Below are 23,562 nucleotides of genomic sequence, written 5' to 3'. Positions count from 1 at the left end.
GCGGCTCCTAGGCTGCGAAACGCGCAACTTCATGGGTGGTGATCACCCCATGAACGATGCAGCCAGGCGAAACGAACAGGCGGTTGCACACCAGCGTGGTCGGCGCGTCGGGGCGCCCGATCCGGCAATTGGGGCCGAGCACAATGTCCTCGAAGCCGATCAACGGCCCCAGAATGGCGCTGCCGGCCCCGATTTCCATATTCTTTCGCGCCGAAAGACTGCCGATGATCCTGGCACCGTCGCCCACATGCAACTGGCCGTGGCTCTTGATGCTGCCTTCGAGTGAAAGCTGGGCCGCCACGCGGCAATCCCCGCGCACCACATAGTCGCCCGCGGGCGCGCTGTCGTGCCCGATGTCCGCATTGCCATCGAGCACCTGGCGCGAAGCCACCGGTTGCGGCATGGGCACCGGCTTTGGCGCCAGCCCGGCCTCGCCAAACACCACGGAAGGTGCGCCCGCGCGTTCAAAGCGCGCCGGCGGCTCGAAGCTGACGATCTGTTCGGCAGTGACCCGACCGCCCACGCGCGCATCCGACGCCAGGCGCACCTGCCGCCCATGCACCCAGCGCTGCACCTCGGCCTTCTCGCCGAGCCGGACTTTGCCTTCGGCCAGGCACGCGCGCAGCTGCGTGCCGGCGCCCGCTTCGAAGTCATGCTCCACGTAAAGGTCGGCGCGCACGCGGCTGTCCTGCGCCAGCGAGGCGCTGCCGCGGAACACGACGATATGGTTGGCCTTGCCCAGGGCCCGGGAAAGCGCCTTCTGCTCGTCCGGCTGCAGCGTGCGGATATCGCGGCCCGCGCTGAGTGCCTTGCTGACGGGAATCTCGTAGCCATCGCCCGCCTGGCGCAGTGCGTCCAGGTCGACGCCGTGCTGCTCGACCAGGCGCGTGCGGAAGCCATTGGCAAAGAACGTCAGGCTGTTCGGCTGGTCGCGCCGCATCGGCAGCGGCGCGAAGTCGGTCGGACGCAGCCATTCGGCGAGCGCCGGCAGGAATGGCAGCAACAACAGGCCCAGCACGGCGCCGGCAAGAAGGAAATAGTTCGCGGTCATCATGCCTCCCCGGCCGGGCGGGTGTCGGAGGGCGAGGACACGCCGCCGGCGGTGCCCGCCGCCGGCGTGCGGAAGCGCTCGGTCTTGTCCCAGACCAGCTCGCGCTTGTGCCAGGCGTCTGCGACCTGCGCGACGGCCGCGCGCGAGATCGCCACCATGCTGACCAGGAAGCCGAACAGGTTCAGCGGCAGCAGCCGGATACGGTTGCGGTGGCCGTCCAGGTAGGTGGCTGCGGCAATCTCGAAGAACGCCGCGTTGCTGCCCAATCCGCCGTAGCACAGCAGGGCCGTCAGGAACACCCAGCCCGACACGATTGACTGCGCGGCTGTATAGAACAGGATTGCCGCAATCACCCAACCGAGCAGCTGGATCGGCGGCATGATGAAGATCAGCAACAGGAGCGCCCCATCCACGCGCTCGCGCAGGCTGATGCGCGGGTTGGTGACCAGCTTCCGGATATTGTTCACCATCACCTGGTTGTGGCCACGCGACCAGCGGCTGATCTGCCTGACCCGCACGGGCCACACCTCCGGCACCTCTTCATAGCACTCGGACCGGTTCTGGTAGACCGTCTTCCAGCCGCGCTGGAGCAGGCGGAACGTGACATCGGTGTCTTCGGCGAGGGTGTCGATATTCCACCCGCCGATCTCTGCCAGCGCGCGGCAGCGGATGCCGCCCACGGTGCCGCCGTACTGCGGCACCAGCCCGAGGTTCATGCGCGCGGTCTGGTCCACCTGGTAGCCGCCCGCGCGCTCCAGGTCGAGCAGGCGGGTGAGCAGGTTCGCGCCGGCGTTCACCGGCACCACGCGGCCCATGATCGCCCCCACCTCCGGATCGAAGAATGGCGCCACCAGCTGCTTGATCAGACCGCGCGCCGGCAGATAGTCGGCGTCGAACACGATCATGATCTCGGCGTCGATCAGCGCGGTGGCATCGCGCAGCGCGGCCGCCTTGCCGGGACGCCCCTCGGTGCGGTGAAAGGGCGAGAAGCGGCCAGGGTGCTTCGCCGCGATGTTATCGATGATCTGCCGCGTGCCGTCGGTCGAACGGTCGTTGACGGGCATGATGGTCATCTTGTCATGCGGGTAGTCCACCTGCAGCAGGGCATTCAGGCAGTCGGCGATCACCCGCTCTTCGTTGTGCGCGGCGACACAAACCACGACGCGCGGCCAGACCCCGTGCTCGATGTCGAGGTAGGGCTGGCGCTGGCGGCCGAACAGGCGGTTCAGCGTGAAGACGTAGTGCCGCACCGTGTAGATCGCCAGCAGCACGATGATGCAGAGCGCGGCCGCAAGCAGGACGCTGTTGACTAGCGACAGGATTTGCATGGTTGGCATCAGGATGCGGCCGGCCGGGCGTTCCGGCCGGAAGCACGGACGTTCATGGCGGTCATGCCGCCGCCTGCTGGTCGCAGAGGAATTCGCTCATGGGCGTACCCGACAGGGCCGCCACGATCCGCTCCGAAGCCAGGCCATCGCCGTAAGGATTCAGGCGTTGCGAGAACGCACGCCAGGCGTCATCGTCGTCATAGAGATGAGCGACCGCTTGCACGATGCTCGCGACTTCGGTACCGACCAGCCGCACCGTGCCCGCCTGCACGGCCTCGGGCCGCTCGGTGACGTTGCGCATGACCAGCACGGGCTTGCCCAGTGACGGCGCCTCTTCCTGTACGCCGCCCGAGTCGGTCAGGATCACGTGGGCCCGCTGCATCAGCCGCACGAAGCGCGCGTAGTCGAGCGGCTCGATCAGGTGCACATTCGCCAGGCCCGACAGCTTGGCCTGCACGGGGCCCTGGACGTTGGGGTTCAGGTGGACCGGGTAGACGATCTGGATATCGTCGCGCCGCGCAAGCTTGGCCAGCGCTTCGCAGATATTGGCAAACCCGGAGCCGAAATTCTCGCGGCGATGGCCCGTGACCAGCAGCAGCTTTCGGTCGTCGCGAAGGAAGGGGAAATGCGCATCGAGCCGTTCGCGGAACGGCTGGTCGGCCAGGATCCGGCCCGTCGTCTGGAGCAGGGCATCGATCACGGTATTGCCGGTCACCACGATTCTGCCGCCCAGGTTCTCGGCCTGCAGGTTGTTGCGCGAGGACTCGGTGGGCGCGAACAGCAGATCGGCACAGACATCGATCGTGCGTCGATTCATTTCCTCGGGCCATGGCTGGGACAGGTCACCGGTCCGCAGCCCGGCCTCGACATGGCCGACCGGGATGCGGCGATGAAACGCCGCCAGGGCAGAAACCATGGCCGAAGTCGTATCGCCATGCACGAGAATCCGGTCTGGACGCACGGTCTCCAGCACATCGTCGAACGTTGCCAGCAGCCGTGAACTCAGGCCATTAAGGGTCTGGTCGCGCGTCATCAGCTCGAGGTTGTACTGCGGGACGATCTCGAACAGGTCCAGCACCTGCTGCAACATCTGCTGATGCTGTCCGGTCACGCAAACGACGGATTCAATCTGCGTGTTGCCAGCCAGCGCCCTGACCAGGGGCGCCATCTTGATGGCTTCGGGACGTGTGCCAAATACAGATAGGATTTTCATCATGCCGTACAAAAGAACCTGACAACCCGCCACGGAGTGGCTGGGCGAGCACAGATTTTGCCTCGCAGCTCCCGCTTTTCCGTCATATGACGCTTGCTGCGCACTGCGCCCGACCTTGCGTGCACCGAATCTGGGCAACACAGCATCCTAGGCTAGCCCGACGCAACACACTGTCAACAATTGTGCCAAGGCCGATACATTGCCAGCGCACGTGACTGTACCCCGGCAAGGCATGGCCAGGGTGCAGGAACAAGTTGGGATCTTGCGATGGGCAAGGCGAACCGGCGCCCCAACCCCTTTGGAAGCTGCGTCTTATCGCGAAGACGCGGATGCGCTATTGTGAGCGATTCATTGTGATTCCCCGTACTCGATGACATTCGCGCGCACATGGCGGCGATGTTTTCGTCGTGGCCGCCGTCAGGCATTTCCACGCGATTTTATTTTTCACGACCCTTTTAGAGGGATCGTTTCCGCGGCCGCATCCCCCGAATGTGGTAGGCCGCGAAGTAAGCAATTGTAAAAGCGGTAGCAACCCAATGGCTTACAAGGCAGACATTATGCCCGACAACAAGTCCCGGTGATACTTCTGCATAAACCGAAGATCAGTCAATACCGCCTGTGACGCACTGTTGCAGTGCGGACGGCGTGTCTCTCAGGGAATTCACTGAATCGACGGTGATGTAGAAACCGCTAATATCTCGTGTCGGAACATCTCATCATGATTTGGCGCTTTGCCTGATTGACACGCCGGGAAAATTCGTCAGAATGCTCCCCACACAGTGCAGCGCCTTTCGATGTGTCGTTCCGTGGTGTTTTCTCGATTGTCATACCACCGACATTTGGAAGGCATAAACAATGCGCAAAGGCACCGGGCATTCACCAACCCTTGCGCGGTTCCAGCATTGGGCACGATGTACAGCGGGCAATTAAGCTCATTTGAAATTCAAGGTTGAAAAGATATGGAAACCGGTACCGTTAAGTGGTTCAACGACGCCAAGGGCTTCGGCTTCATCACCCCGGACGCAGGCGGGAACGATCTGTTCGCGCACTTCTCCGCGATTGAAGGCGCAGGCTTCAAGTCGTTGAAGGAAGGCCAGAAGGTCCGCTACGTCAAGGCGATGGGCCAGAAGGGCGAACAAGCCACGAAGATCCAGGCGGTCTGATCCGGTTTGGACACCGGCAGGCGCGCGCCCAAGCACGCGCCTGCCAACAGAGAGCCCCGCGAACGCGGGGCTCTCTGCATTTGGCGGCCCGCATCGGCGCCGCCTGGAACGCGACGCAGCGGCTTGCCACGCGAGCATCGAGGCTCTCTCCGTCATCCTCGCACTGCTGCTGCCGCTGGCGACCCGTGCCCAGGCCGTTGCCAATTTCGGCCAAGGCCACCTCCGCGTGCCACCGCCCGCGCGCCGATAAGGCACTCTGGCGCGGCCGGCCTATTACGAGGTTATTGCTATAATCGCCCGACCCCCAATCCACCGTGAGCGTGGCACGGCAGCGTGGTCCGCCGATGTCACACGACGGGATAAAAAGCGTGTCGAGGAGTTACGTGGCCGGTACTCAAATCGCAACGCCAGATGCCCCCACTGCCGGCGCAGCCACGCCGGCCGCATCCTCGGGCAGTTCCTTCCACGCAGCCATGCGCATCCTGCCCGTGGCTCAGCGGCAGGCCATGTTCGAGATCTATGCCTTCTGCCGGGCAGTCGACGATATCGCCGACTGCGACGCACCGCATGCCGAGCGGCTTGCCGGCCTGGATGCCTGGCGACGCGACATCGGCCTGTGCTATGCCGGCCTGGCCCCTGCCGCGCTACGGTCCCTGGCACAGCAGATTGACGCCTTCCATCTGCGCCAGCAGGACTTCCTGGATGTGATCGACGGCATGACCATGGACGTGGTCGCCGATATCCGCGCGCCCGACGCCGCTACGCTGGACCTGTACTGCGACCGCGTCGCGAGTGCGGTGGGCCGGCTTGCCGTGCGCGTGTTCGGCATGGACGAGGCCCCGGGCCTGGCGCTGGCGCATCATCTCGGGCGGGCGCTGCAACTCACCAATATCCTGCGCGATATCGACGAAGACGCCGCCATCGGCCGTCTCTACCTGCCGGCACCCGCACTGGTGGCCGCGGGCGTGCAAGGGCTGGAGCATGCCACGCCGCTGGAAGTCGTCGCCCATGCCGGCGTCGACGCGGCCTGCGCGGCCGTCGCACGCGAGGCGCAGGCCCACTACGAACAGGCCGATGCGGTCATGGCGCAGTGCCCGTCACGCGTGGTGCGCTCGCCGCGGATCATGTCCCAGGTCTATCACTGCCTGCTCACGCGCCTGCGCGCGCGGGGCTGGCGCGCACCGCGCACGCGCGTGCGCGTGCCGCGCGCGCAGATGCTGTGGATCGTTCTGCGCCACACCATGGTCTGAAGATGCTGCAAGCGGATCCGCTGCGCGGCGCACGGCGCCCCGCGGCATCCCGAACACCATCTTCGAGGCACGCATGCGTCGTGCCGCACAAGGAGTTTGCATGTTGATGAACGAGGCCGTCCTTGCCGCACCGCGAGCCGCCATGGCGCCCGCCGCGCCGGCCGCCCCGGACGCCCTGGAAACCGGTATCGGGCGTGCGCTCGATGCCCTGCTGGCCCAGCAGAAATCCGACGGGCACTGGATCTACGAGCTGGAAGCCGACGCCACCATCCCGGCCGAATACGTGCTCATGGTGCACTACCTGGGCGAGACGCCGGACCTGGCGCTGGAAGCACGCATCGCGCGCTACCTGCGGCGCATCCAGAATGCCGAGGGCGGCTGGCCGCTGTTCCATGAAGGCCGCTCTGACGTCAGTGCCAGCGTGAAGGCCTATTTTGCGTTGAAGATGGCCGGCGACGATCCGCAGGCCCCGCACATGACGCGCGCGCGCGCCGCCATCCTCGCCATGGGCGGCGCGGAAGCGAGCAACGTCTTCACGCGCACGCTGCTGGCGCTGTATGGCGTGATGTCCTGGCAGGCGGTGCCGATGATGCCGGTGGAAATCATGCTGTTGCCGCAGTGGTTCCCGTTCCATCTGTCGAAGGTATCGTACTGGGCCCGCACGGTGATCGTGCCGCTGCTGGTGTTGAACAGCCTGCGGCCGCAGGCGCGCAACCCGTGCAAGGTCGGCATCGACGAGCTGTTTGCCGCCCCGCGCGAAGGCGTGCGGCTGCCACCGAAGGCAGCCCACCAGCACGCCGGCTGGTATTCGCTGTTCCGCGGCGCCGATGCGCTGCTGCGCGCTGCCGAGCCCATCATGCCGGGCGCGCTGCGCCGCCGCGCCATCGACGCAGCGGTTGCATTCGTGCGCGAACGGCTCAACGGCGAAGATGGCCTTGGCGCAATCTTTCCCGCCATGGCGAACTCGGTAATGATGTTCGACGTGCTCGGCATTCCGCCCGATGATGCCGACCGCGCCGTGGCGCGGCGCTCGATCGAGAAGCTGCTGGTCATCCATGACGACGAAGCCTACTGCCAGCCATGCCTGTCGCCGGTGTGGGATACCGCGCTGGCGGCCCATGCGCTGCTGGAAACCGGCGAGCCACGCGCCACGGCCGCAGTCAGGCACGCGCTGGACTGGCTGCGCCCGCTACAGGTACTCGATTTGCGCGGCGACTGGACGGTACGCCGGCCGGATGTGCGGCCGGGCGGCTGGGCGTTCCAGTACGCCAACCCGCACTACCCCGACGTGGACGACACCGCGGTCGTTGCCGCGGCGATGAACCGCGCCGCCCAGGCAGACCGCGCCGCAGACGCCGACCATGCAGACCCGAACGCCAAAGCGGTCACGCGCGCGATCGAATGGATCGTCGGCATGCAGAGCGGCAACGGCGGCTGGGGCGCGTTCGAGCCGGAGAACACGCACCTGTACCTGAACAACATCCCGTTCGCGGACCACGGCGCGTTGCTCGATCCGCCCACGGCGGATGTGTCGGCACGTTGCCTGTCCATGCTGTGCCAGACCGGAGACACGCCCGACAAGAGCGAACCGGCCGCGCGCGCGCTGCGCTACCTGCTGGCCGAGCAGATGCCTGACGGAAGCTGGTTCGGGCGCTGGGGCACCAACTATATCTATGGCACGTGGAGCGCCTTGTGCGCGCTCAACGCCGCGGGCCTGGACCGCGACGCTCCGCCGGTGCGGCGCGCTGCCGAGTGGCTGGCCGGCATCCAGAACGCGGACGGCGGCTGGGGCGAAGACGGCGACAGCTACAAGCTCGAATACCGCGGCTACGAACGCGCGCCCAGCGTGGCATCGCAAACGGCCTGGGCACTGCTGGGATTGATGGCGGCCGGCGAGGCCGGGCATCCCGCCGTGGCACGCGGCATCGGCTACCTGCTGCGCACGCAGCAGCCCGATGGCCTGTGGCGCGAGCCGCGCTTCACCGCCGTCGGTTTCCCGCGCGTGTTCTACCTGCGCTATCACGGCTACGCGCGCTACTTCCCGCTGTGGGCGCTGGCGCGCTACCGCAACCTGCAGCGCAGCTGCACGCGCCAGGTGGCGTGGGGATTGTGAACGGCACCCCTGATGCGCCTGTCTTGGGCGAGCCGTGCGTGCTCGTGGTCTGCGGCATGGACTTCGAAGCAAGGATCGCGGCTGGTCCGGGCAGCGAAGTGGTGGTCGGCCTGCGCGGTGCGGCACTGGCCGCGGCTATCGAGCGCAGCGCGGGCGAATGCGCCGGGATCCTCAGCTTCGGCGTGGCCGGCGGCCTGGATCCCGCGCTGGCACCGGGCGCGGTCGTCATTGCCACCAGCGTGCGCGACGAATCCAGCGGGCAATCCATGCCGGCCGATCCGGCCTGGATGCGCGCGCTGATGCGGGCGCTGCCGCAGGCGGCAGCCGGTGCGCTCGTCGGCTCGGACACCGCCGTGGCGACGCTCGCCGACAAGGCTGCCCTGTACGCCGCCAGCGGTGCGCTGGCCGTCGACATGGAGTCTCACATAGCCGCCCGCATGGCGCGCAGCCATGGATTGCCTTTCGCTGCCTGCCGCGTGGTGATCGATCCGGCCACGCGCGCCGTCCCGCCACTGGCGCTGGCCGGGATGGGAAATGACGGGCGCACCGATATCGGTGCGGTCATGGCGGGGTTGCTGAAGGCGCCGTGGCAATTGCCGGCGCTGATGCGGCTGGGGCGCGATGCCAGTGCCGCGCGTGCGAGTCTGTTGGCGGTACGGCGGGCTGTCGATCAGGACTTTGCGCTAGGCAACCAGCCTGCGAGCTAGAAGGTCTGACCAGCACTCGCCGGTACTGAATCCGACGAAGGCGTCCGTTCCCGGTGCCTCACCCAAACTTCCGCGCCGCATCCAGCGCCAGCCCCGACCCGATCCCGCCGAACAGGTCCCCTTCCACCCGCCGCGCCTGCGGCAGCAGTTCGCCGAGCCGCTGCCGCAGCAGCGGCACGCTGCTGGAGCCGCCCGTGAACAGGATGGTGTCGACCGATTCCGCCTTCACGCCCGCCGTCACCAGCATGTCCTGCACGGTCTTCTCGGTCTTCGCCACGAGCTTGCCGATGGACTGGTCGAACTCTTCGCGCGTGATCGCAAGTCTCAGCTCGGGCTCGATGCGGTGCAGGTCCACGTCGGTGCGGTCCGTGCCCGAGAGCGCGATCTTGGCCGCTTCCATCTGGATGGCAAGCCAGTGACCCGCGCGCTCGCGGATCAGGCGGATCAGCCGGTCGAGCATGGCGGTGTCGGCCGCGTCGCGATAGTTGTCCATCACGATCGACCACGCCTTGCGCGTGTAGACGAGGTTGATGGTGTGCCAGCTCGCCAGGTCGAAGTACTGCCCGGAGGGCATTTCCTTGCCGTTGCGCAGCTTGCTGCCCAGGCCCAGCAGCGGCATGGCGCGCGCCAGGCTCAGCGCGCGGTCGAAGTCGGTCCCGCCGATATGCACGCCGCCATTGGCCAGGATGTCGTCGCGCCGGTCGGTGCGGCTGGCGCGCTCGGGCGACAGCCGCACCAGCGAGAAGTCCGACGTGCCGCCGCCGATGTCGGCAACCAGCACGAGTTCTTCCTGCGCGATCTTCGCTTCATAGTCGAACGCGGCCGCGATCGGCTCGTACTGGAATTCAATGTCGCGGAACCCCGCATCGCGCGCGATCTCCGCGAGCGTCTGCTCGGCGAGCTGGTCGGCCTTCGGGTCCTCGTCGATGAAGAACACCGGCCGGCCCAGCACCGCGCGCGTGAACGTGGCGCCCGCCGCGCGCTCGGCGCGGCCTTTCAGTTCGCTGATGAAGTGCGCCAGCAGCTTGCGGAAGGGCATGGCCTGCCCCATCACCTCGGTGCTGTCTTCCATCATCGAGGTACCGAGCAGGCTCTTGAGCGAGCGCATCAGCCGCCCTTCGTAGCCGGCCAGGTAATCCTCCAGCGCCGCGCGGCCATAGCTGACCAGCGGGTCTTCGGCATGGAAAAAGATCACTGAAGGCAGCGTGAGCTTGCCGTCTTCCAGCGGCAGGAGCGCGGCCGGATGGCCGGGGCGGGTCCATCCCACCGTGGAGTTGGACGTGCCGAAGTCCAGGCCGCATGCGTTTGACATCATCGATTCCGTTCTTTGTACAACGACTGCTAGTTCCCCGGGCCAGCCAATGGGCCGGCGCAGGCCGGGCGCCATTGTAGTGGCAGATGCCGGCCGCGTTCGGCCCTTGACACCGTCAGCGGCGAATCCTATGCTCCTTTCGTTCTTTCTATAAGACCTACGTTCTGTCTTATAGAATTTAATAGATATCAGGAGACGACATGACTTTCCCGCACCGCCGCAAGCTTCACACTTGTGCCCGCGCACTGCTGTGCCTCGCCATCCCCGGATTCATGGCAGCCGCGGCACCGGTCCACGCCGACACCTACCCGAGCCAGCCGGTGCGCCTGGTGGTACCGTTCCCGCCCGCGGGCGGCACGGACGTGCTGTCGCGGCTGGTGTTCAACAAGGTGGGGCTGGCCACGCACTGGAACGTGGTGGTGGAAAACCGCGCCGGCGCGGGTGGCAATATCGGCCTGGATGTCGTCGCCAAGGCCCGGCCCGACGGCTACACCCTGGGCATGGGCCAGACCGCGAACCTGGCGATCAATCCGACCCTCTACCCGAAGATGCCCTATGACGCGGTCAAGGACTTCGCGCCCGTGGTGCTGGTCTCCGCCCAGCCAGTGGTGCTGATCGTGCGCGCCGATTCCCCGTACAAGACGGTCGCGGAACTCGTGGCGGCCGCCAAGGCCAAGCCGCTGTCGATGGCCTCTGCCGGCACCGGCACCGTGGGCCACCTGACCGGCGAGATGTTCGCGCGCCGCACCGGCATCAAGGCGCTGCACGTGCCCTACAAGGGCGCGTCGCCGGCCTTGACCGACCTGCTCGGCGGCCAGACCGACTTCTATTTCGCCACGCCGCCCATTGCGATGCCGATGATCAAGGCCGGCAAGATCCGCGCGCTGGCGGTCACGTCCGGCAAGCGCCTGCCGCTGCTGCCGGCCGTGCCGACCGTGGCCGAATCGGGCTACGCCGGCTTCCAGGCGGAAGACTGGAAGGCGCTGGTGGCGCCGGCAGGCACCTCCCCCGAAGTGGTCAAGCGGCTCAACGCCGAGGTCAACAAGGCGCTCGCCCAGCCCGACACCGTCAGCAAGCTGCGCGAGGAAGGGAGCGAACCGCGCGGCGGCAGCGCCCAGGACCTGGCCGCCTTCATCAAGGCCGAGAACGCACGCTGGGGCGCGATCGTGAAGGAATCCGGCGCGCGCGTAGAGTAATCGCCGCTGCCCCGATCCGTCCCGGCCCGTCCCCGCATTCCGCAGGAAACCATCATGCAAAAACCGTTGCGCCATGTGCGCGTACTCGACCTGACCAATGTGCTGGCGGGCCCGTTCTGCTGCCACCAGCTCGCGCACATGGGCGCCGAGGTCATCAAGGTGGAAACGCCTGGCACCGGCGACCTGGCACGCCAGCTTGGCGCTGACGCGGAACTGAACCAGCGCCTGATGGGCGTGTCGTTCCTGGCGCAGAACCCCGGCAAGCAGTCGATCACGCTCAACCTCAAGCACGCGCGCGGCAAGGAAGTGTTCCGCAAGCTGGTGCAAAGCGCCGATGTCGTGGTCGAGAACTTCCGCCCCGGCGTCATGACGCGCCTGGGACTCGGCTATGACACCCTGAAGCAGGACAACCCGCGCCTGATCTACTGCGCGATCTCCGGCTTCGGCCAGGACGGGCCGCTGTCGGACCTGCCGGCCTACGACCAGATCATCCAGGGCATGTCCGGCGTGATGAGCATCACCGGCGACGCGCAGACCGCGCCGTACCGCGTCGGCTATCCGGTGTCGGACACCATCGGCGGCATCACGGCGGCCTTTGCCATTGCGGCCTCGCTGGCGGACCACCAGCGTACCGAAGGCTATTTCATCGACGTGTCGATGCTCGAAGCCACGCTTGCCACCATGGGCTGGGTGGTCTCGAACCACCTGATCGCCGGCCAGACGCCGGCCCCGATGGGTAACGAGAATTTCACGGCCAGCCCGTCCGGCACCTTCCGCACCGGCGACGGCCTGCTGAACATCGCCGCCAACAAGCAGGAGCAGTTCGAGGCCGTATGCCGCGTGGTGGGCCGCCCCGACCTGATCGCCGACGAGCGCTTTGCCGCGCGCCAGGCGCGACTGGCGAACCGCGCCGCACTGACGCAGGCACTGGAAGCCGAACTGGCAAAGAAGTCCGCCGAAGCGTGGTGGACCCTGCTCAACGATGCCGGTGTCCCGGCCGGCCCCGTGCTGGGCGTGCCCCAGACCCTGGAGCAAGCGCAGGTGCGCGACCGCGGCATGATCGGCACCTTCGCCGACGTGCCCGGCGTCGGCCGCGACATCCGCGTGGTGCGCACCGGCTTCAAGCTGAACCGCGAAGCACCCTCGGTAGACACCCCGCCGCCGCAGCTGGGCGAGCACACGCGGCAGATCCTTGCCGGCCTGGGCTACAGCGAAACCGAAATCGATACCCTCGGACAGGAGCGTGCAATATGAGCGAAACCAGCCAGACCATGGACCCCGGCCAGCAGATGTCCCAGGACTGGTGGCGCACGGAAATCATCGACATGCGCCCCGGCGAGATCCGCTACCGCGGCTACCCGATCGAGCAACTGATCGGCCAGGTCTCGTTCGCGCAGATGATCTGGCTGATGCTGCGCGGCGAGCTGCCGGGCCCGGGCCAGGGCGAGCTGCTCGATGCGGCCCTGATGGCCGCCGTGGATCACGGGCCGCAGGCGCCCAGCATCGCCATCGCGCGCATGGCGGCCACGTGCGGCGTCGGGCTGAACAATGCCATGGCCTCGGCGGTCAACGTGCTCGGCGACGTGCATGGCGGCGCCGGCGAGCAGGCGGTGGAGCTGTACCAGGACATCGCGCGGCGCATCGACGCAGGCGCCGCGCTGGATCCGGCGGTCAGCGCTGGCCTGCAGCACTACCGCGACCTGCACGGCAAGTTCGTGTCGGGCTTCGGCCATCGCTTCCACCCGCTGGATCCGCGCGCGCCGCGGCTGCTGGCGCTGGTGGACCAGGCGGCGGAGAAAGGCGTGGTGAACGGCCGCTACGCCGCGATCGCGCGGGCCGTGGAACGCGCGCTGGGCGAAGGCCGCAGCAAGCCGGTGCCGATGAATATCGACGGCGCCACGGCGGTGATCTATGCGGAACTCGGCTTTCCGGCGCCGCTGGCGCGCGGGCTGTTCTGCCTGTCGCGCTCGGTCGGCATCCTGGCCCATGCGTGGGAACAGACCCAGCAGGGCGGCCGCAACAAGGGGCCGATCCCGCGCCAGTTCCTGTGGACGTATGACGGCACGCCGCAGCGCGATGTGCCGGGCGGTCCGGAGGCCTGACTCAGCCCTGCCCCTGGCTCAGGGGCGCCGGCGCCATGATCTGGCTGACCACGCGGACCAGCGCCGGCGGCGGCGCGTCCTCGAGCGTGGCGGATGCCACCACATAGCGGTCGCGGCCCTGCTGCTTGGCCAGGTAGAGCGCGCGGTCGGCATCCGCGAACAGGGTGCGCCACAGCAACTCCTTGCTGCCCGTCTCGCCGCGCAACTGCGCCACCCCGATGCTGACTGAGGCAAAGCACTCCCGCCCGGGCAGCGGGATCGCGCGGACCTTGCGCAGGATACGGTTGGCCAGCGCGGTGGCCTGGTGTTCGTCGGTATGCGGACAGAGAATGCAGAACTCCTCGCCGCCGTAGCGCCCCGCCACATCGGAGGCACGGCGCGAGTTGTCGAGCGCGTGGGCCACTTCCCGCAGCACCGCGTCGCCGGCGTGGTGGCCAAAGGTGTCGTTGACCTGCTTGAAGTGGTCGATATCGATGACCAGGCACGATAGCGGCTGGCCGTCGCGCTGCCAGCGCGCCACCAGGCCCAGTGCCGAATGGTCCAGCGCGCCGCGGTTGAGCAGCCCGGTCAGCGCATCCAGGCGTGCGCCGCTTTCGTTGTTGGCGATGATCTGCTCCATCGCCATCACGGTGAATCCGAACAGCCCGAGCAGCACCGCGATCAGCAGCGCCAGCGCCCAGGCCGACCCCGCCGGGCCAATGAAGAACAGCGTGAATGCGTGCGGGTCGGCAGCCTGCGTGACGGCATGGCTGGCGCCGGCCAGCAGGGTCGACAGCTGCACCAGGCTGGACACCAGCACCAGCGGCGCGCCAATGCTGCGCCGCCCGCGGCCGGTCCGCAGCAGCGTCGCGATCGTCGCCAGGGCAATCATGGCAAGGATGCCGTAGACGGCTGCCTGCAGCACGCGCGGCCCGTCTGGCAGGCCAGCGAAAGTGACCATCAGCCCGACCACGACCACACCGGCCGTCGCCAGCGGGCCGGCATGCGAGAGCAGGCTGTAATAGACGCGCACGCCGCGGTAGATCAGCAGCCAGCCCACCACGAAGGCGCCGGCGCCGGCCATGCCCAGGTGCGGCGCGCCACCGGCCGCGCTGACCGCCAGCGCCAGTCCGGCGCAGGAGACCATCACATGGCCGAAGGCCCAGAGCCGCCCCGCTTCGATCGCGCGCAGCGCAAAGACCAGCCCGGCCGAGATGACCAGCGTGCTGGAAAAGAACACGATCATCACGACCGCAAGGGTCTGCTGGTCCAGGTGCACGAGAATCCCTTGACAAGGCCATGAGGCGCGCCGTCAGTCGACATGACGGCACGGGTAAGGGGGGGGCGACCGGGAATGATATCCCGCGGCAGCCGTCAACGGGCACCCCCGACAAGCCGGGTCGCCTCACCGCAACACCCGCCTGAGGAGGGGATCAGGCAGCCGCCGCCGGCATCTCGGGAAAATCGGGGAAGCTGCCGCCCAGTGCCTGGGTCAGCGCGCGGGCGGCGCCCAGGACATCGTCACGGAAGTCTTCGCGGAACCGGCTGGCCGGGCAGGTCAGCGTCAGCGCGCCGGCCAGGCTGCCGTCCGGTCCGAATACCGGCGCCGACACGCCCGCGATATCGGGACTGCGGTCGCCAACCAGCGCGACCACCCCCTGGCGGCGGATGCGCTCGTAGAGTTCGCCGGCTTCTCCGGCAAAGGCGCGCAGCACGCGCCCGCCGGCGCCGCGGTCGCGCGGCAGCAGTTCCCCGGCGCGGATGTGGTCGCGCACGGGCTGGGGCGAATCGACGCGGTACAGGCACAGCCGGTGTTCGCCCTGCTCGACATGGAACGCGGCGCTTTCGCGCGTGGCCTGCACCAGCGCGCGCAGCACCGGCATGACCGCGGCCTCCAGCGAGAACGACGCGGCATAGACCGCATTGAGCCGCGCCACCTCGGGTCCCAGGCTATAGCGCCCGTCGGGCCGCCGCTGCACCAGCGCCGCATGCTCCAGCGACGCGAGCAGCCGCAATAGCGTGCTTTTATAGAGGCCGGAGCGTTGCGCCAGCTCGGCCAGCCCGAGCGAGGTATCGCCAAGCCGGAACGCCGACAGCACGAACAACGCACGGTCCACGGCAACGGCGCCGCCTTCGGCGGCGTGCTTGTCGGCTTCGGAGACCTGGGCGGCTTTGCGTGGCATGGACTGGCGCTGAATGGAAAACCGGCGTGCAAGACACGCCGGCATGACGAAACGAACAGCCACCGTATAGAAGGGACCCGGCCTTGTCAATGCATGGCGGCCAGGCCGTCAACGGTGCCCGCCGCCACGTGCCCCGCCCATTCCGCCACCCATCCCGCGAACCGCTCCGCCACCCATGCCGCCGCGGAACCCGCCGTGCGGCATGACACGGACGACGCGCCCGCCCCAGCCGCCGCCGACATGGCGGAAGAACACGTGGTGCATGGGATGCAAGTGGTGGTGGCGGTCAACGAAGACGAACGCCGCCCCGTAGCCCACGGCCACCGGCGCCCAGTACCAGGAATCGCTGTCGTCGTAGTAGTAAGGCGTTGGATAGTAGGCGCCGCCGCTGTCGTCCACCAGTTGCCAGCTGCCGTCAGGCTGCAGGCAGGCCACGCCGGTCACCTGCTGCCACTGGCCATTGATCACGACCTGGCCCGCCACCAGCTGGCATGGCGGCCCCGTGCTCCAGGTCTCGTCGGCCAGCGCGGGCGTCAAGGCGCAAAGGCCAAGACTGACCACCCATGCCGCCGTCCATCTTGCAGCATCGTTCATGGCCGTACCTCCCTAGCGCGCTCCGCCTGATACCTGTGGTATAGGCGTATACACGCCGCGCGCCAGCTTTATTCCGGCACGAGCGTCGATCGCGGCAAGCGGATAGCGCGCGAGCGAGTGATTGCCGCCGCGCGCACTGCGGGTGGCGCTGGCAGCGCACAGGTTCAGCATTCACTCCACTCGCGGCGAGTGCATCACGGCAGCCGATCCACAGGCCTATAGGCTGGCGCCGACCAGTGGCGTATTTCTGCAACAGACATTTTCGTGCCGGGCGTCCTTGCGGGCGTGCAAAGGCGCCTTAATGCACATGGCGCTGCAGCTTGCGCCACTTATTCGCCGCGTGCGCGCCACATGCCCGAATTAGAACGGATATTGCGTGCTTTTGATTAAGCTGCCGCTGCACAGCATGGATAGAATCATGCGTTACCTCCCGCCGCAGCCTTATTTTTCGCATTGGTATGACCCCTCCCAACCTCTCGCTTGGCGACATCCTGGATGACTTGCGCAGCGCACCGCGACCGCTGACGCCGTCCGAGCACACCTACCTGGCCTACCTCAGGCAGCGGATCGTCACCGGCGACGCCGACCTCTGGACCACGCTGGAAACCGCCGGCGTGCCATGCCGCGAGCGCCGCCTGTCGCCCGAAGTCGTACTGGCGCTGACCGCCCTGGGCCAGTTGCCCATGCACTGAAGCCGCGCGGGGCGCGCCGCCGCCCCGCCGTGGAACTCGCCCCGCTTTCCCCCTCCTCCAGTCCCCCCAGTCCCGCAAGGGGCCCCGCCCAAGAACGCCAGCCGAAACTTCCGACGAGTCGCAATATCGTTGCTGAATTTTCTGAATCAGGCTCGCCACGCTCATCGCTAGGATCGGCGCTTTACCCTGCGCCACACCGCGCGAACCCCCAGTCTGCGGCAGGCTGGCGGCAAGCCAGCATGGCTCACTGCATGGCATACCTCCTCAAGAACCGCCGCGTCAGCCTGTTGTCCCTGCGCGCGTTCGTCGCCCTCGTGCGCCATCGGGACCTCGGCCGTGCGGCCGCGGAGCTGGGCATCCAGCCGCAGCGGCTGCAGTATCAGGTGCGCAGGCTGGAGTCCGCGCTCGATACCACGCTGTTCCGCGTCTGCAGCCCGCACTGGCTGCCCACGCCGGCCGGCATTCGCGTCCTGCCCAGGGCACAGCGCGTGCTGGCGATGTGGCGCGAGATTCTCGACAGCCTCGCGCAGGAACCGATGGCGTCGGAACCCGCAATACCGCCCTACGGGCCCGTCGCGTTCTGGGTCCGGCAGGCCACCATGTAGCGCGTTACGGTGACAGGCGCGTGCAGCTGTAAGCCTCGGTCCGGTAGGGAAACGCCACCTGCGCCCGGCCGGCCAGCGCCGGCTCCTGGTCGATGACGGCCTGCACCTGTGCCCGCACGGTGGCTTGCCGGTCGCGCGGCAGCGAGGCAATGAAGCTCACCGACATCACGCGATCGACGACGACCTGCTGCGGCGGGCCTTCATGCACGTACGGCAAGCTCTCCAACGCGAGCGGGCCGAAGCCCCGCGCAGGAAACACGCGTTTCCAGTCGCCCTTGTAGAAGCGCGGCGCATCGCCTTCGAGCGGCATCATGATGGCGGTGAGCCTGGCGACCCACGGCACGCTTTCTTCGCGCACGTTCCACACCAGGCCCAGTTTGCCGCCCGGACGCAGCACGCGGCGGATCTCCGCCATGGCGCGGTCGTTGGCGAACCAGTGGAAGGCCTGCGCGCACACCACGGCGTCGACGCTCGCTTCAGGCAATGGCATCGCCTCGGCCGTGCCGGCCACGGCCTGCACCGACGGCAATGCCGCAGACAGTTGCGCGCGCATCGCGTCGACCGGCTCGACCGCGATGACCCCGGCGCCCGTCGCAGCCAGCCGGCGCGTGAACTTGCCAGTGCCGGCGCCGAGGTCAACGACGGTCTTGCCCGGACCCAGATCAAGCGTCCCGCGCAGCCAGTCGCCAATGCCTTCCGGGTACTCGGGGCGACCGCGGGCATAGGTGTCGGCCTGGGCGGCAAAGCCTTTGGCGGCGGCGTGGTGGATCTCTGTCATGACGGGCTCCGGTCTCGCTGTAGCGCTGTGGCGCCGTGGATATTCCGGAGCCGTACACTACTCCCGCCCGCAGTGACGGGCAAGGACTCAGTGCAGCATCCCCCAGCGCTCACCATCAGTCGTTCCAGCGTGGTGAACATCAGCCCTTCCACCATCAGTCCGATCAGTATCACCGTGGCCAGGCTCCCGCCACGCCGCCGCACTCAGCGCGGCACGTCGCCTTCAATGGTGGTGCGATACATCACGCGGCGCAGTTCGGGTGGACAACCGGCGGCCAGGTGCAGCAGCGAGCGGTTGTCCCAGAACACCAGGTCGTGCTCCTGCCAACGATGCCGGTACACGTGCTCGGGACGCGTGCTATGCGCGAAGAGCTGGTCGAGCAACTCACGGCTCTCGTCTTCAGGCACGTCGGCAATGCGCGTGGTGAAGTGCTCGCTGACGAAGATCGCCTTGCGGCCCGTTTCCGGGTGCGTGCGCACCACAGGCTGCAACACCGGCTTCACTTGCGCGATCTGCTCGGGCGTGAGGTCGGGCCGCCATGGGCTGCGCGCCTGCAGTTCGGCATAGCGCGCCAGGTAGGTGTGTTCCGCCTGCAGGCCGTCGACGGCGCGCTGCAACGCGGCCGGCAACGTATCCCGGGCCAGGTGCATATTGGCGAACAGCGTGTCGCCGCCTTCGGCGGGCAGCTCGCGCGCATGCAGCAGCGAACCGAGGCTCGGCTTCTCCTTGTAGGAGAGATCGGAATGCCAGAAGTGGCCGGCATCGCCAAGGCCGATCGGTTTGCCGTTCTCCACCACGTTCGACACCACCAGGATCTCCGGGTGGCCCGGGAGCTGGAACTGGTGCAGCACGTGGATCTGCAGCGGACCAAAGCGGCGGCTGAACGCGACCTGCTGCTCCGGCGTGATGCGCTGGTCGCGGAACACCAGCACGTGGTAGTCAAGGTGCGCGCGATGGAGGCGCGCGAAGTCTTCGGCGGACATCGGCTGCGACAGGTCCAGGCCGATCACTTCCGCACCTAGCGGTGCGTCGAACGGACGGATCTCGAAATGATCCGTGCCCGCAGGCGGATGCAGTATGAAATGCGGTCGGCTCGGCTGGCCGCTATGGAGGTTGGCAGTCATGGCAGGTTCGGTGATGCGCTGGGGGAAGCCAGCACCGCTACGCGTGCCAACGGGCACTGCGCGCGGCGGGTACGAGCCGTCCACTGTAGGGACCGCCGCCTGACGCGGTCAACGAACCATATCGCTGGGTCATATGCGGACAGCGCATATCCATGCCTGGACATTGGCCGCCGTCGCTGCGGGCGTGGCGATCAGCCAGCGCTCGGCCGGTCCTCGATCAGGCGTACCAGTGCGTGCAGCAGGCGGTTGGCCGGCACCGCGACGCCGAGCGCCTCGCCGCGGCGCACGATCAGGCCGTTGAGATGATCGATCTCGCTGCGCTTGCCGCGCGCCAGGTCCTGCGCCGTCGACGAAGTCTGCTCGGGCATGGTCTCGGCAATGCGGCGCACCGCCAGATCGATATCGCCGGGCAGGACCACGCCGTCCGCGTGCGCGACCGCGAGGCATTCCGCCACGATATCGCGCATCACGGCCTCGACGCCTTCACCGCGCACCAGCCGGCCATAGGGCAGCTGCGTGATCGCCGAGAGCGCGTTGTAGACGCAGTTCAGGATCAGCTTGGCCCACAGCGCGCCGCGCACGTTGTCGGAGCTCTCGACCGGCACGCCGGCCGCGGCCAGCGTACTGACGAGGCCCGCGCCCCGGCTGGTCGGCTCGATCACCAGCTCGCCGCGCCCGTGGTGCCTGACGTGTCCCGGGCCCGCCATTGCCGTGGCTACATAGACCACCGCGGCGGCCACTTCCTGGTCCAGCAGGCTGCGCAGCGTCTCGGCATTCTCGACGCCGTTCTGCAGCGACAGCACCAGCGCGCCCGGCGCCAGCGACGGCTTCATGGCCAGCGCCGCGCTCTGCGTGTCGGTGGACTTCACGCAGAACAGCACCAGGTCCGCACCCTGCACCGCGCTGGCGTCGGTGCTGGCGGCTACTCCTACCTGCTCGTCGAACGATTGCGTCTCGAGCCGCAGGCCGCGCGCCGCGATGGCCTGCACGTGTTGCGGACGCGCGATCAGCACCACCTCGTGACCGGCCCGCGCCAGCATTCCGCCGTAGTAGCAACCGACGGCTCCGGCACCCATGACTGCGATTTTCATTGTTGCCACGCTCCTGCTGTAAATCCTTTCTTGATCCTCGATGTAAGCGACGCGTCGTGCCGCCCTACCCCTTGCCTGAATGCGATTATGACAGGACGCCCCTGGCGCGGCGTACCGGGGCGAAGCGATACGCATACCAATAGGCACGCCGTGTACGAGCACAAGCGCAAGCACGCAACGGGTGCATATGCGGTCATCCCATAACCAATGCCGGAATCATTCGTTCAGTTGCCGCGCACCGCACGCTTATCGTGGAGCTCTCCTCCACTACCGTCAGGCAACGACCATGACCACGCAGCGCCCCACTGCCAGCCACCCGTACACGGCACCCCGCCTCTCGCGCCGGGACATGCTCAGGCAGCTGGCGTGCGCCGGGGCGGCGGCGGCGCTCTCGCCGCTGAGCGCGTTCAGTGCCAGCGCGTCCGCGCGCCCCGAGGTCATCCGCATCGGCGTGGCACAGCCGGCCACCGGCACGCCGCCAACCTTCGCGGGCAGTTCGCTGTCGATCGCGCATGCGCGCGGCTGGCTCGAGGAATCGTTCAAGCCCGCCGGCACGCGCGTGGAGTGGTACTTCTTCAAGGGAGCGGGCCCGGCCGTCAATGAAGCGCTCACCAACCGGCAACTGGACTTCGCGCTGCAGGGCGACCTGCCAGCCATCGTGGCACGCGCCGCGGGGCTGAAGACGCGGCTCGTGCTGGCGGTCGGCGTGCGTTCGAACATCTATATCGGCGTGCCGCCCGACTCGCCGCTGAAAACGGTTGCCGACCTGCGCGGCAAGCGCGTGTCGCTGTTCAAGGGCACCAATATGCATCTGCCGGCGCTGCGGCTGCTGGAAGCCAACGGACTCACCGAGAAGGACCTGCGCCTGCTCAATCTCGACACCGCGGGCTACCTGGCCGCGCTGAGCACGCGCGACATCGACGCGGCCATCGGCGCCATGGACATCCTGCGCCTGCGCGACAAGGGCGCTGTGCGCATCCTGTATTCGAGCAAGAACCAGTCGCCGATCTACACGCGGCAAAGCCACGTCCTGGTGACGGACGACTTCGCCAGCCGCTACCCGGAAGCCACGCAGCATTTCGTCAAAAGCGCGGTGGAAGCGGCGCGCTGGGCCTCCGACGAGAGCCATCGCGAAGAGGTGCTGCGCACCTGGGCGCGCGCCGGCACGCCCTACGACCACTGGAAGGAAGACTTCGACGGCGAACCGCTGCGCGTGCGGCTCAACCCCAATTTCGACCCGTTCCTGGTCAGCCGCTACAAGGACGCCGCCGAGCAGGCCTACCGCTTCCGCCTGAGCCGCGCGCGCTTTGACGTGGACCAGTGGATCGACCAGCGCTTCCTGAAGAACGCGCTGAACGAGCTGAGCCTGCAGAGTTACTGGCCCATCTACCAGCCCAACGGCAAGATCCTGGGAGCCTGATGCCATGGCCGCCGAATCGATCGCGCTTCCCGCACGCGCGGCCGTCAGCGCCGCCGGCTGGCACTGGCGCGAGGCCACGCTGTGGCTGCTGGCATGGCCCGTGCCGCTTGCACTGCTGCTGCTCTGGTACGTGGCGGCGCGCTACGAGTGGATTCCGCCGCAGGTGCTGCCCACGCCCGAGTCGGTGGCGCTGACGCTGGCCGATCTCTGGCAAAGCGGCGAGCTGCAGTCGAACCTGGCCGTCAGCGCGCTGCGCGTGGCGAGCGGCTTCGCGGCCGGCCTTGTCGGCGGACTGGCGCTGGGCGCGGCGATGGGGCTCTTCCCAACGTTCCGCGACTATGTCTATCCCACCTTCAAGGCCTTCAGCCAGGTACCCGTGCTCGGCTGGCTGCCGCTGCTGATGCTGCTGGTCGGCATCGACGAAGCGCTCAAGGTCATCCTGATCGCCAAGGCCGCGCTGGTACCGATTGCACTCAACACATACAAAGGCATCGGCAATGTGCCGGTGCGCTATCTCGAGGTCGCGCGCGTGCTGCGCCTGACGCGCTGGCAGACGCTCGCGCGCGTGGTGCTGCCCGCGGCCGCCGCGCCGGTCTGGAACGGCATCCGCTACGGCCTGACGCATGCGTGGCTGGCGCTTGTGGTGGTGGAGCTGCTGGCTTCGTCCGAAGGGCTCGGCTACATGATCGTGTACGGGCGCCAGCTGTTCCAGCTCGACATGGTGATCGCGGCCGTGGTGGTGGTCGGTGTGGTGGGCCTTGCGCTGGACAAGGCACTGGCGCTCGCCGAGCGCGCGGTGCTGCGCTGGCGCAAGCCGGGCTTCTGAGGAGCAGGGCATGACGACACAAGCCACGATTTTCCCGCGGCGCGCGCGCATTCCGCGCGCCGTGCGCGGCTGGGTATTGCCGCTGGCGTTGCTCGCGCTATGGTGGGCAGCGGTGCGCTTCGGCTGGTCGAAATCGCCATTGCTGGTGCCGGTGTCCAGGGTCTGGGAGACGGCGGTGCGGCAGGCGAGCAGCGGCGAACTGGCGGTCTCTCTTTCCGCCAGCCTGTGGCGCGACCTTGCCGGCTTTGCGCTCGGCGCCAGCGCCGGGCTGGCGTTCGGCGCGGCACTCGGCCTGTCCCGCCTGTTCGAGCGGCTGGTCGGTCCCACCTTCCACACCGTCAAGCAGATCTCGCTGTTCGCGTGGATTCCGCTGATCTCGGTCTGGTTCGGGCTCGGCGATGCCGCCAAGGTGGTGTTCCTGTCGCTCGCGGCATTCTTCCCCGTGGTGCTCAATACCTTCGAAGGCATCCGGGCCGTGCCGGCCGACCTGCTGGAGGTGGCGCGCGTGCTGAAGTTCTCGCGCACGCAGGTGCTATGGCGCGTGGTGCTGCCGTCGGCGTCGCCGTCGATCTTCGCCGGCATCCACCTGGGGCTGATCTACGCGTGGCTCGCCACGCTCGGCGCGGAGTACCTGCTGGTGTCAGGCAAGGGCATCGGCAACACCATGATCGACGGCCGCGAGAACTTCTGGATGGACCTGGTGATCTTCGGCGTGATCGTGGTGGGCCTCGTGGGCTTCACGCTGAACTGGATCGCCAGCCGCATCGAACAACGCCTGCTCGCCTGGCGCGGCCGCTCGGTCGCCGCAGCTTGAACACCCTGACACGGAGAACCT

General features: G+C 67.7%; 22 protein-coding genes. 12 read left to right on the top strand and 10 right to left on the bottom strand.

The annotated features are described in order from the left end of the window. Positions 1-7 precede the first annotated feature (7 nt). From AC3FNH_RS10225 to wecB, 3 genes are read right to left on the bottom strand one after another with little or no spacing between them, the layout of a single operon-like run. On the bottom strand, positions 8-1,054 hold the full coding sequence (locus AC3FNH_RS10225) for a bactofilin family protein (protein ID WP_488719957.1): 1,047 nt from the start codon (positions 1,052-1,054) through the stop codon (positions 8-10). Further along, a complete protein-coding gene (locus AC3FNH_RS10220; RefSeq protein ID WP_488719956.1) occupies positions 1,051-2,388 on the bottom strand; it encodes a glycosyltransferase family 2 protein in 1,338 nt (445 codons plus the stop codon). Before AC3FNH_RS10220 ends, AC3FNH_RS10225 begins: the two co-directional genes overlap by 4 nt. A gap of 52 nt (positions 2,389-2,440) precedes the next feature. Further along, positions 2,441-3,592, bottom strand: a complete 1,152-nt coding sequence (gene wecB, locus AC3FNH_RS10215) for a non-hydrolyzing UDP-N-acetylglucosamine 2-epimerase (RefSeq protein WP_488720066.1) — start codon at positions 3,590-3,592, stop codon at positions 2,441-2,443. Positions 3,593-4,551: 959 nt separating this feature from the next. Here wecB and AC3FNH_RS10210 point away from each other — a divergent pair. The 4 genes from AC3FNH_RS10210 to AC3FNH_RS10195 all read left to right on the top strand — a co-directional run bounded on the left by AC3FNH_RS10210 (position 4,552) and on the right by AC3FNH_RS10195 (position 8,825). Next, entirely contained in the window at positions 4,552-4,755 is a 204-nt protein-coding gene (locus tag AC3FNH_RS10210) for a cold-shock protein (RefSeq protein WP_011301065.1), read from the top strand. A 383-nt stretch (positions 4,756-5,138) separates the two neighbouring features. Beyond that, positions 5,139-6,005, top strand: coding sequence for a presqualene diphosphate synthase HpnD (hpnD, locus tag AC3FNH_RS10205; protein ID WP_276102300.1), 867 nt, complete (start codon positions 5,139-5,141; stop codon positions 6,003-6,005). 100 nt (positions 6,006-6,105) lie between these two features. Then, complete coding sequence (shc, locus tag AC3FNH_RS10200) at positions 6,106-8,118, top strand: squalene--hopene cyclase (RefSeq protein WP_488719955.1); 2,013 nt, start codon at positions 6,106-6,108, stop codon at positions 8,116-8,118. 23 nt (positions 8,119-8,141) lie between these two features. Continuing rightward, positions 8,142-8,825 carry a phosphorylase gene (locus AC3FNH_RS10195; RefSeq protein WP_488720065.1) on the top strand — a complete coding sequence of 228 codons (684 nt, stop codon included), beginning with the start codon at positions 8,142-8,144 and terminating at the stop codon, positions 8,823-8,825. Positions 8,826-8,883: 58 nt separating this feature from the next. Here the strand turns inward: AC3FNH_RS10195 and AC3FNH_RS10190 are convergent, their stop codons facing one another. Then, the gene (locus AC3FNH_RS10190) at positions 8,884-10,140 is read right to left on the bottom strand and encodes an Hsp70 family protein (protein WP_488719954.1); all 1,257 of its coding nucleotides are present in this window, start codon (positions 10,138-10,140) and stop codon (positions 8,884-8,886) included. Between the two features lie 197 nt (positions 10,141-10,337). On the opposite strand from AC3FNH_RS10190, the gene AC3FNH_RS10185 reads away from it, so the two are divergent. From AC3FNH_RS10185 to AC3FNH_RS10175, 3 genes are read left to right on the top strand one after another with little or no spacing between them, the layout of a single operon-like run. Next, on the top strand, positions 10,338-11,333 hold the full coding sequence (locus AC3FNH_RS10185) for a Bug family tripartite tricarboxylate transporter substrate binding protein (protein WP_488719953.1): 996 nt from the start codon (positions 10,338-10,340) through the stop codon (positions 11,331-11,333). A gap of 54 nt (positions 11,334-11,387) precedes the next feature. Beyond that, the gene (locus tag AC3FNH_RS10180) at positions 11,388-12,587 is read left to right on the top strand and encodes a CaiB/BaiF CoA transferase family protein (RefSeq protein WP_488719952.1); all 1,200 of its coding nucleotides are present in this window, start codon (positions 11,388-11,390) and stop codon (positions 12,585-12,587) included. Then, positions 12,584-13,435 (top strand): citryl-CoA lyase, encoded by an 852-nt coding sequence (locus AC3FNH_RS10175; protein ID WP_276102304.1) that lies wholly within the window; start codon positions 12,584-12,586, stop codon positions 13,433-13,435. Before AC3FNH_RS10180 ends, AC3FNH_RS10175 begins: the two co-directional genes overlap by 4 nt. 1 nt (position 13,436) lies before the next feature. Here AC3FNH_RS10175 and AC3FNH_RS10170 read toward each other — a convergent pair whose 3' ends face one another. The 3 genes from AC3FNH_RS10170 to AC3FNH_RS10160 all read right to left on the bottom strand — a co-directional run bounded on the left by AC3FNH_RS10170 (position 13,437) and on the right by AC3FNH_RS10160 (position 16,191). Beyond that, on the bottom strand, positions 13,437-14,693 hold the full coding sequence (locus AC3FNH_RS10170; protein ID WP_276102305.1) for a GGDEF domain-containing protein: 1,257 nt from the start codon (positions 14,691-14,693) through the stop codon (positions 13,437-13,439). A gap of 154 nt (positions 14,694-14,847) precedes the next feature. Beyond that, positions 14,848-15,597 carry an IclR family transcriptional regulator gene (locus AC3FNH_RS10165; protein WP_276102306.1) on the bottom strand — a complete coding sequence of 250 codons (750 nt, stop codon included), beginning with the start codon at positions 15,595-15,597 and terminating at the stop codon, positions 14,848-14,850. A gap of 108 nt (positions 15,598-15,705) precedes the next feature. Further along, a complete protein-coding gene (locus AC3FNH_RS10160; protein WP_276102307.1) occupies positions 15,706-16,191 on the bottom strand; it encodes a hypothetical protein in 486 nt (161 codons plus the stop codon). A gap of 458 nt (positions 16,192-16,649) precedes the next feature. On the opposite strand from AC3FNH_RS10160, the gene AC3FNH_RS10155 reads away from it, so the two are divergent. Continuing rightward, entirely contained in the window at positions 16,650-16,883 is a 234-nt protein-coding gene (locus AC3FNH_RS10155) for an IclR family transcriptional regulator (RefSeq protein ID WP_276102308.1), read from the top strand. Positions 16,884-17,134: 251 nt separating this feature from the next. Then, complete coding sequence (locus AC3FNH_RS10150; protein WP_276102309.1) at positions 17,135-17,488, top strand: LysR family transcriptional regulator; 354 nt, start codon at positions 17,135-17,137, stop codon at positions 17,486-17,488. Between the two features lie 4 nt (positions 17,489-17,492). Here AC3FNH_RS10150 and AC3FNH_RS10145 read toward each other — a convergent pair whose 3' ends face one another. From AC3FNH_RS10145 to AC3FNH_RS10135, 3 genes are all read right to left on the bottom strand, one after another. Next, positions 17,493-18,266: a class I SAM-dependent methyltransferase gene (locus AC3FNH_RS10145; protein WP_488719951.1), complete on the bottom strand. Its 774-nt coding sequence runs from the start codon at positions 18,264-18,266 to the stop codon at positions 17,493-17,495. Between the two features lie 203 nt (positions 18,267-18,469). Continuing rightward, positions 18,470-19,390 (bottom strand): TauD/TfdA dioxygenase family protein, encoded by a 921-nt coding sequence (locus tag AC3FNH_RS10140; RefSeq protein WP_488719950.1) that lies wholly within the window; start codon positions 19,388-19,390, stop codon positions 18,470-18,472. Positions 19,391-19,581: 191 nt separating this feature from the next. Beyond that, positions 19,582-20,481, bottom strand: coding sequence for a ketopantoate reductase family protein (locus AC3FNH_RS10135; protein WP_488719949.1), 900 nt, complete (start codon positions 20,479-20,481; stop codon positions 19,582-19,584). A 286-nt stretch (positions 20,482-20,767) separates the two neighbouring features. On the opposite strand from AC3FNH_RS10135, the gene AC3FNH_RS10130 reads away from it, so the two are divergent. From AC3FNH_RS10130 to AC3FNH_RS10120, 3 genes are read left to right on the top strand one after another with little or no spacing between them, the layout of a single operon-like run. Next, a complete protein-coding gene (locus tag AC3FNH_RS10130; protein ID WP_488719948.1) occupies positions 20,768-21,901 on the top strand; it encodes an ABC transporter substrate-binding protein in 1,134 nt (377 codons plus the stop codon). Between the two features lie 4 nt (positions 21,902-21,905). Next, entirely contained in the window at positions 21,906-22,727 is an 822-nt protein-coding gene (locus AC3FNH_RS10125; RefSeq protein WP_488719947.1) for an ABC transporter permease, read from the top strand. A 10-nt stretch (positions 22,728-22,737) separates the two neighbouring features. After that, complete coding sequence (locus AC3FNH_RS10120; protein ID WP_488719946.1) at positions 22,738-23,541, top strand: ABC transporter permease; 804 nt, start codon at positions 22,738-22,740, stop codon at positions 23,539-23,541. Positions 23,542-23,562: the final 21 nt, after the last annotated feature.

It is taken from the genome of Cupriavidus sp. 22TCCZM01-5, from assembly GCF_057798915.1.
The sequence above is the reverse complement of the archived record's forward strand: the minus strand, read 5'-3'. Positions and strand labels throughout refer to the sequence as shown.

Coding starts and splice junctions, on each gene's coding strand:
- AC3FNH_RS10225 (WP_488719957.1), bottom strand. CDS start 1,054: ATGATGACCGCGAACTATTTCCTTCTTGCCGGCGCCGTGCTGGGCCTG.
- AC3FNH_RS10140 (WP_488719950.1), bottom strand. CDS start 19,390: ATGACTGCCAACCTCCATAGCGGCCAGCCGAGCCGACCGCATTTCATA.
- AC3FNH_RS10150 (WP_276102309.1), top strand. CDS start 17,135: ATGGCATACCTCCTCAAGAACCGCCGCGTCAGCCTGTTGTCCCTGCGC.
- AC3FNH_RS10130 (WP_488719948.1), top strand. CDS start 20,768: ATGACCACGCAGCGCCCCACTGCCAGCCACCCGTACACGGCACCCCGC.
- AC3FNH_RS10190 (WP_488719954.1), bottom strand. CDS start 10,140: ATGATGTCAAACGCATGCGGCCTGGACTTCGGCACGTCCAACTCCACG.
- AC3FNH_RS10155 (WP_276102308.1), top strand. CDS start 16,650: ATGACCCCTCCCAACCTCTCGCTTGGCGACATCCTGGATGACTTGCGC.
- AC3FNH_RS10165 (WP_276102306.1), bottom strand. CDS start 15,597: ATGCCACGCAAAGCCGCCCAGGTCTCCGAAGCCGACAAGCACGCCGCC.
- AC3FNH_RS10220 (WP_488719956.1), bottom strand. CDS start 2,388: ATGCCAACCATGCAAATCCTGTCGCTAGTCAACAGCGTCCTGCTTGCG.
- AC3FNH_RS10175 (WP_276102304.1), top strand. CDS start 12,584: ATGAGCGAAACCAGCCAGACCATGGACCCCGGCCAGCAGATGTCCCAG.
- AC3FNH_RS10160 (WP_276102307.1), bottom strand. CDS start 16,191: ATGAACGATGCTGCAAGATGGACGGCGGCATGGGTGGTCAGTCTTGGC.
- shc (WP_488719955.1), top strand. CDS start 6,106: ATGTTGATGAACGAGGCCGTCCTTGCCGCACCGCGAGCCGCCATGGCG.
- AC3FNH_RS10135 (WP_488719949.1), bottom strand. CDS start 20,481: ATGAAAATCGCAGTCATGGGTGCCGGAGCCGTCGGTTGCTACTACGGC.
- AC3FNH_RS10210 (WP_011301065.1), top strand. CDS start 4,552: ATGGAAACCGGTACCGTTAAGTGGTTCAACGACGCCAAGGGCTTCGGC.
- AC3FNH_RS10120 (WP_488719946.1), top strand. CDS start 22,738: ATGACGACACAAGCCACGATTTTCCCGCGGCGCGCGCGCATTCCGCGC.
- AC3FNH_RS10125 (WP_488719947.1), top strand. CDS start 21,906: ATGGCCGCCGAATCGATCGCGCTTCCCGCACGCGCGGCCGTCAGCGCC.
- AC3FNH_RS10180 (WP_488719952.1), top strand. CDS start 11,388: ATGCAAAAACCGTTGCGCCATGTGCGCGTACTCGACCTGACCAATGTG.
- AC3FNH_RS10185 (WP_488719953.1), top strand. CDS start 10,338: ATGACTTTCCCGCACCGCCGCAAGCTTCACACTTGTGCCCGCGCACTG.
- wecB (WP_488720066.1), bottom strand. CDS start 3,592: ATGAAAATCCTATCTGTATTTGGCACACGTCCCGAAGCCATCAAGATG.
- AC3FNH_RS10145 (WP_488719951.1), bottom strand. CDS start 18,266: ATGACAGAGATCCACCACGCCGCCGCCAAAGGCTTTGCCGCCCAGGCC.